Consider the following 6,185-nt stretch of genomic DNA (forward strand, 5'->3'; position numbering starts at 1 on the left):
ACGGCGACCACCAGGACCTCTAGGGTGTCGAGGGTCGGCAGTGTGGGGAGTGCATAGGAAACGCGCACGCCACGATCGCGAAGGCGGCGCCACCGATGCCGCCGACCAGCGGAATCGCCGGCAGCGGAATCGGCCAGTTGTGGCTGGCGACCGCGTTCATGACGTGCACGGCGAGGAAGCCGCCGAGGCCGTATTGCACGGCGTGGCCGAACGACAGCAGCCCGGTCTGGCCGAGCAGAATGTTGTAGGACAGTGCGAAGATGATCGCGATGCCGATCAGGCTGAACGAGGTCAGCGAGCCGCCGGAGGAGAAGACCATCGGCAGCACCACGAGCGCGACCGCGGCGAGCAGCCAGACGCCATAGAAGCTCAGGGCGCTGCCGGGCTCCTGCTTGGCCGCGGCGATGGAGGGCGTCGGGGCGTTGGTCATGACTCGCGCGTCCCCAACAGGCCCATCGGGCGGAAGATCAGGACCAGCACCAGCAGCAGATAGGGCAGGATCGGCGCGATCTGGGCGATCGTGACGTTCCAGATGTCAGTGAGCGGCGAGGCGCCGAGGCTCGGATCGAGCGGACCGAACACGCTGGCCAGCGAACCATTGAGCGCGACTGCAAAAGTCTGGATCAGCCCGATCAGCAGCGAAGCAATGAAGGCGCCGGGCAGGGAGCCAAGGCCGCCGAACACGATGACGACGAACAGGATCGGGCCGAGGAACGCGGCCATATCGGACTGCGTCACCAGCGAGGGGCCGGCGATGACGCCGGCGAGACCGGCAAGTGCGCTGCCGACGCCGAACACCAGCATGAACACGCGGCCGACATTGTGGCCGAGATGGCCGACCATGCTCGGATGGGTCAGCGCCGCCTGCACGATGAGGCCGACCCGCGTCCGCTTCAGCGTGACCAGCAGCGCGATGAAGATCACGACCGACACGACCAGCATGAAGATCTTGTAGGCAGGGTAATTGGTGGAGAACACGGTGAAGGCGGGGAAGTCGAGCACCGCCGGGACGCGATAATCGACCGGGCTCTTGCCCCAGATCATCGAGACGATCTCTTCGATCGCGAAAGCCAAACCGAACGTCAGCAGCAGCTCGGCGACATGGCCGTGCTTGTGGGTGTTGCGCAGGCCGTAGCGCTCGACCGCCATGCCGACCGCGCCGACCAGAAGCGGCGCCAGCACTAGGGCCGGCCAGAATCCGATCCAGCGCGTGAGCTGATAACCGAAGAACGCGCCGAGCATGTAGAAGCTGGCATGCGCGAAGTTGAGCACGCCCATCATGCTGAAGATGACGGTGAGCCCGCTGGACAGCAGGAACAAGAGCATGCCGTACAAGACGCCGTTGAGCGTCGAGATGACGATCAATTCAGCCATGGCGCACCCGTGTGAGACTGGGAACGGTTCACGTGATCAAAGACCTGTCGAAGGAAAGGAGCATCACGTCATTCCGGGTTCGATGCTTCGCATCGCCCCGGAATGACGGAGGAGGGAGCGGCCGATCAGGGCCGCTTCATGTTGCAGGTGGTCGGAAGCATCGTCTGCTCGGTGTCGATCTTGGAGACGATGTGCCAGCCCCAGCCGGTGTTTTCCTCGTCGAACGGCTCCTTGGCCTTGTCGGCCAGCGAGCCGAACGAGGAGATGTAGATCGGCTGGAAGAACTGGTGGTCGTCCTTGCGGATGAAGCCCTCGCCGCCGTCGAACACTTCGAACTTCATGCCTTCGAGCGCGGCCGCGACCTTCACCGGATCGATCGAGTTGGCCTTCTCGGCGGCCGCCTTGAACATCCGCATCTCGTTGACCGCGCGCGGATACCACACGGAAATGCCGGTCTTGGCGCGGAAGTCCTTTTCGAAATCCATCGCCGCCTTGTTGCCGGAGTTCGGGACGCCTTCGCTGATCTGGAACACCTGGTTCTCGAGGCCGGTCTGCTTGATCGCGGTCGGTCCGCCGGCGCCGCCGGCATAATAGGTGTACCAGTTGACCTTGAGCCCGGCGTCGGCCGCCGCCTTCAAGAGCAGCGCGAAGTCCTGGCCCCAGTTGCCGGTCACGACGGTGTCGGCGCCCGACGCCTTGATCTTGGCGATGTAGGGCGAGAAGTCGGTGACCTTGAGCATCGGGTGCAATTCGTCGCCGACGACCTGGATATCCGGCCGCTTTTCGCCCAGCATCTTGCGCGCAGCCACGCGCACCGACTGGCCGAACGAATAGTCCATGTTGATCAGGTAGACCTTCTTGATGGTCGGCTGGCCCTTCATGTAATTGGTCAGCGCTTCCATCTTGATGTCCGAGTTCGCATCCCAGCGGAAGTGCCAGTAGCTGCACTTCTCGTTGGTCATGCTCGGATCGACCGCGGCGTAGTTGAAGTAGAGCACTTCCTTGCCGGGGTTGCGCGAATTGTTCTTGGTGACGAAGTCTTCCAGCGCAGCACCGACCGACGAGCCGTTGCCCTGGGTGATGTAGCGGACGCCGGCGTCGACCGCCTTCTGCGCCTGCACCAGGCTTTCCTGCGGATTGGTCTTGTTGTCGAGCGGAACGATCTCGACCTTGTGGCCGAGGATGCCGCCCTTGGCGTTCAACTCGTCGGCGAGATACTGAAACGTCTTCAGGCCGCCTTCGCCAACGCTGGCGCCGCCGCCGGAGAGCGGATCGATATAGCCGATCTTGATGGATTCCTGCGCGGACGCCGCGCCTCCCAACACCGTCAGCGCTGCCGCGGCGGCAACGATCAGCTTATGCATCCTGCGTTCTCCCTTGCTTGTGTTTCTTGATCTTCAGCGATCGAGGCCGTCTCATAACCCCAATTGCCGAGCCTTCGCAACTTTGGCTTTGAATACCGCGTCAAGTTTTAGCGGAAGGTATTATAATGTTATAGGTTATATGCCATCGAAATCGAACGTGGTTTTGAATTACGGGTAAACTTTTGGATGAGGCCCTTCGTTCGCCTCGGTCGGAATTGGCGTGGTCTGTTACTCGGCTCCAACCTCCCCTTGAAAAGGGGAGGTCGCTTCGCGCGTCAGAGCGAAGCGGGTGGGGATCGGCTCTCTCCGCAGACAGCATCGTCTGCGGCTGACCCCCATCCCGACCTTCCCCCTGTCAGGGGGAAGGAGCAACTGGGATCGCTATCGTTGCGGTTCAGGCCGGATGTCTGCGCGGCTTGAGGCCCACGAGGAACAGCCGCGCGAAATGATCGGCGATTTCTGCTGGTGACCAGTCACATCGGGTCTTGAACCAGATCGGATACCAATGGCCCATTCCGGTCAAGATACGCTCTGCGAAATACGTGTCGATGCGGCGGAAGCGGCCCTCGTCGATCCAGCGCTGATAGCTGTTCTGGTCCTGCCGGATCGTCGCCAGCACGTCTCCGACATAGGCCTTCCGGTCAACGTCATTGAGATAGTTGATGTTGTGGTAGGTCGTCTTCGGCCCGCAGGGCGTGTCGTGCAGCATCAGCAGCAAGCGGATTCGCTGCACGATGTGATCGAATGCACCGAGGCTGTGCTCTTGCAGATGTTCGCGAATGCTGACCTCGCCGGCGAGCCCCCGTCGCAAGCAGGCCAGCAACAGGCTCTCCTTTTCGCTGAAATGATAGTAGATGCCGGCGCGGGTCATGCCCGCATCCACGGCGATGCTCTCGAGCGATGTGCCTGAAGCGCCCCTTCGGTTGAAGCTGTCGGAGGCAATCGACAGCATCCTGTCGAACTTCGCGGCCCGCTTGTTCAGCGCTGCGCGCGACTGGAGGAACGGGGCAAGGCTGAGCGGCTCGGGCATCTCAGGTATCGCGATCTCGCGCCGGTAGACGCCGTGCGTGATGATGTCGTCGATCGCATCGATCGCCTGTTGGCGCGTGTAGTAGTCGCGTTCGGACAGCCAGAATGGAACCCAGTCCAGGATCGAGATCAGCGCCACGGCCGTGAGTAGCGGTTCGTCGCAGGCGATCGAACCATCAGCCACGCCCCGATCCAGAATGTCCGCCAGCAGCGCGGCATTCTGCCAGCGCCTGGCATGGACTTCGCTGCTGTAGGGCGCGGCCAGCGCATCGATGTCGGTGAACAGGATCATGCGCTGGCCTTCAGGCCGCAGCCGGCCGCGCACGAAGCGCCTGACGATCTCGAGCCCGTCGATACCGGGCTCGGCCGCCGTTTCCATTTCGTGCCGATAGATCGCTAGTCCCCGCAGATAGCAGTGGAAGATCAGATCTTCCTTGTCGCGGAAATAGTGATAGAGCGCGCCCGGCACGGCCCGAACCGACGCGGCGACCTGCTCCATCGTCACGTTCGCATAGGAGTGGCGCGCAAACAGCCGGGAAGCCGAGACAAGGATTTCTTCAGCCCGATCCGTCGGGTCGGCGGCGACTTGCAAGCTCGAATGCCCTTCCTGATCGCGGAACGAAAATCCGCACGCGAGATAATCCCCTTGGCAGCGGCTTGTCGATCTGCGATAGACCGTGGCATACCATACACCAGATGGATCGTGTTGTCCGAGGGGTGATTTGGCGGACGCCGGACCGGGGACACGCTGGACGGCCAATATCGACCGGGCATCAGCCGGCATCACCCTCAGGGCAGGATTTTGAAGAGAAGGGCTTAAGAGAGCATGGCGCGCAACATTCTGATCCTCGGAGCTTCCTACGGCTCCCTGCTGGGGACCAAGCTTCTGATGGCGGGGCACAACGTGTCCCTGGTGTGCCGGAAGAACACCGCTGATCTGATCAACCGCGAAGGCACCGAGGTGCGGATCAAGCTGCGTGACGAGAAGGAGCATCGCTCGATCTTCTCGCGCGACCTGCCGGGCAAGCTCGACGCCGTCACGCCTGCCGATGTCGATCTGTCGCGCTATGACATGGTCGGCCTTGCGATGCAGGAGCCGCAATACACCAACCACACGGTTCGCGTGCTGATGATCAAGATCGCGGCGACGAAGCTGCCGTGCCTGTCGATCATGAACATGCCGCCGCTGCCTTATCTGAAGCGGATCCCCGCGCTGGCCGGCATGGACCTCGAGGAGGCCTACACCAACGCGCAGGTGTGGGAACGCTTCGAGCCGGGCCTCGTCACGCTGTGCTCGCCGGATCCGCAGGCGTTCCGTCCGCCGGAGGAGAAGGCCAACGTGCTGCATGTCGGCCTGCCGACCAACTTCAAGGCTTCCGCGTTCGCCGACGACAAGCACAACAAGGTGCTGCGCGAGCTCGAGGCCGATATCGATGCGGTGACGCTCGACGGCCAGGACGTGCCGGTGAAGCTGAAGGTTTTCGACTCGCTGTTCGTGCCGTTGGCGAAGTGGTCGATGCTGCTGACCGGCAATTATCGCTGCATCACGCCGACAGAGCCGCAATCGATCCGCGAGGCCGTGCACGGCGATCTGACGCGGTCGCAGGCGATCTATGACCACGTCGACGGCATCGCGCGCAAGCTCGGCGCCGATCCCGCGGACCAGGTGCCGTTCGCGAAGTATGCCAAGGCGGCGGAAAGCCTGCTCAAGCCGTCATCGGCGGCCCGCGCGGTCGCCGCCGGCGCGCCGTTCATCGAGCGCGTCGACCTGCTGGTGAAGCTGATCTCGCACCAGCTCGGCACGCCGAGCGCCGAGATCGACCGCACGGTCGAGACCGTCGATCAGAAGCTGAACGAGAAGATCGTGCAGGGCGGCTCCGGCGCCCAGTAGCGGAAGCGTGTGATGGCGGGGGCGGGACGCCCTCGCCATGCATCGGCGACCGGCACGGCATGCAATCGCGGCTGCCGAATGCATGGCTCGGCCCGTCCGGCTGAGATAGGCTCGCGCAGTTGCGGTTGGGAGCCACGCTCATGCCGATCAAGTCGCTTCCTCTCCTTGCAATCTATGGCGACCTCGACCGCGCGCGGGACATCATGCGCGCCTGGCAGCCGCTCGACCATCTTTCCCCTGACGACGCCGAGATCGTCGTGAAGGCGATCGCCGAGGGCATCGCCCGCGGGCGCCGGCACGGGCTCGAGATGGGGCAGTGCCATCTGGCGGCGTAAGGATTGTCTACGCAGCGCCCGAGTGTCGCGACCCGCTCACGTGCGGTGAGCACGCCAGTCAGGCACCCTCCCCCCTTGCGGGGGAGGGTGGGGAGAGGGGTGGCTCCGGGCGAGATGATCGATATGCGCCTTGCTATCGCAACATTGCTTGTGCGCCGTTCGTCGCTCGTTTGAGAGAGCACGCCGTGTGGC

Annotated in this window: 5 protein-coding genes and 1 pseudogene; 2 read left to right on the forward strand and 4 right to left on the reverse strand. The window is 63.2% G+C overall.

All coding sequences use genetic code 11. The features are described from left to right. Positions 1–70 precede the first annotated feature (70 nt). From FNJ47_RS43995 to FNJ47_RS44010, 4 genes and pseudogenes are all read right to left on the reverse strand, one after another. A pseudogene (locus tag FNJ47_RS43995) lies at positions 71–430 on the reverse strand (ABC transporter permease subunit); the annotation flags it as partial. Continuing rightward, a complete protein-coding gene (locus FNJ47_RS44000; RefSeq protein WP_163162770.1) occupies positions 427–1,374 on the reverse strand; it encodes a branched-chain amino acid ABC transporter permease in 948 nt (315 codons plus the stop codon). The pseudogene FNJ47_RS43995 and the gene FNJ47_RS44000, both read right to left, overlap by 4 nt. A gap of 125 nt (positions 1,375–1,499) precedes the next feature. Next, positions 1,500–2,738, reverse strand: coding sequence for a branched-chain amino acid ABC transporter substrate-binding protein (locus tag FNJ47_RS44005; RefSeq protein WP_163162772.1), 1,239 nt, complete (start codon positions 2,736–2,738; stop codon positions 1,500–1,502). Between the two features lie 394 nt (positions 2,739–3,132). Further along, a complete protein-coding gene (locus tag FNJ47_RS44010) occupies positions 3,133–4,359 on the reverse strand; it encodes a TetR/AcrR family transcriptional regulator (protein ID WP_163162774.1) in 1,227 nt (408 codons plus the stop codon). 234 nt (positions 4,360–4,593) lie between these two features. Between FNJ47_RS44010 and FNJ47_RS44015 the strand changes: the two genes are divergently transcribed. Continuing rightward, entirely contained in the window at positions 4,594–5,658 is a 1,065-nt protein-coding gene (locus FNJ47_RS44015; protein ID WP_163162776.1) for a ketopantoate reductase family protein, read from the forward strand. A gap of 140 nt (positions 5,659–5,798) precedes the next feature. After that, entirely contained in the window at positions 5,799–5,993 is a 195-nt protein-coding gene (locus FNJ47_RS44020) for a hypothetical protein (RefSeq protein ID WP_163162778.1), read from the forward strand. Positions 5,994–6,185: the final 192 nt, after the last annotated feature.

The sequence above is a fragment of the Bradyrhizobium uaiense genome, from assembly GCF_010811875.1.
Classification (GTDB): domain Bacteria; phylum Pseudomonadota; class Alphaproteobacteria; order Rhizobiales; family Xanthobacteraceae; genus Bradyrhizobium; species Bradyrhizobium uaiense.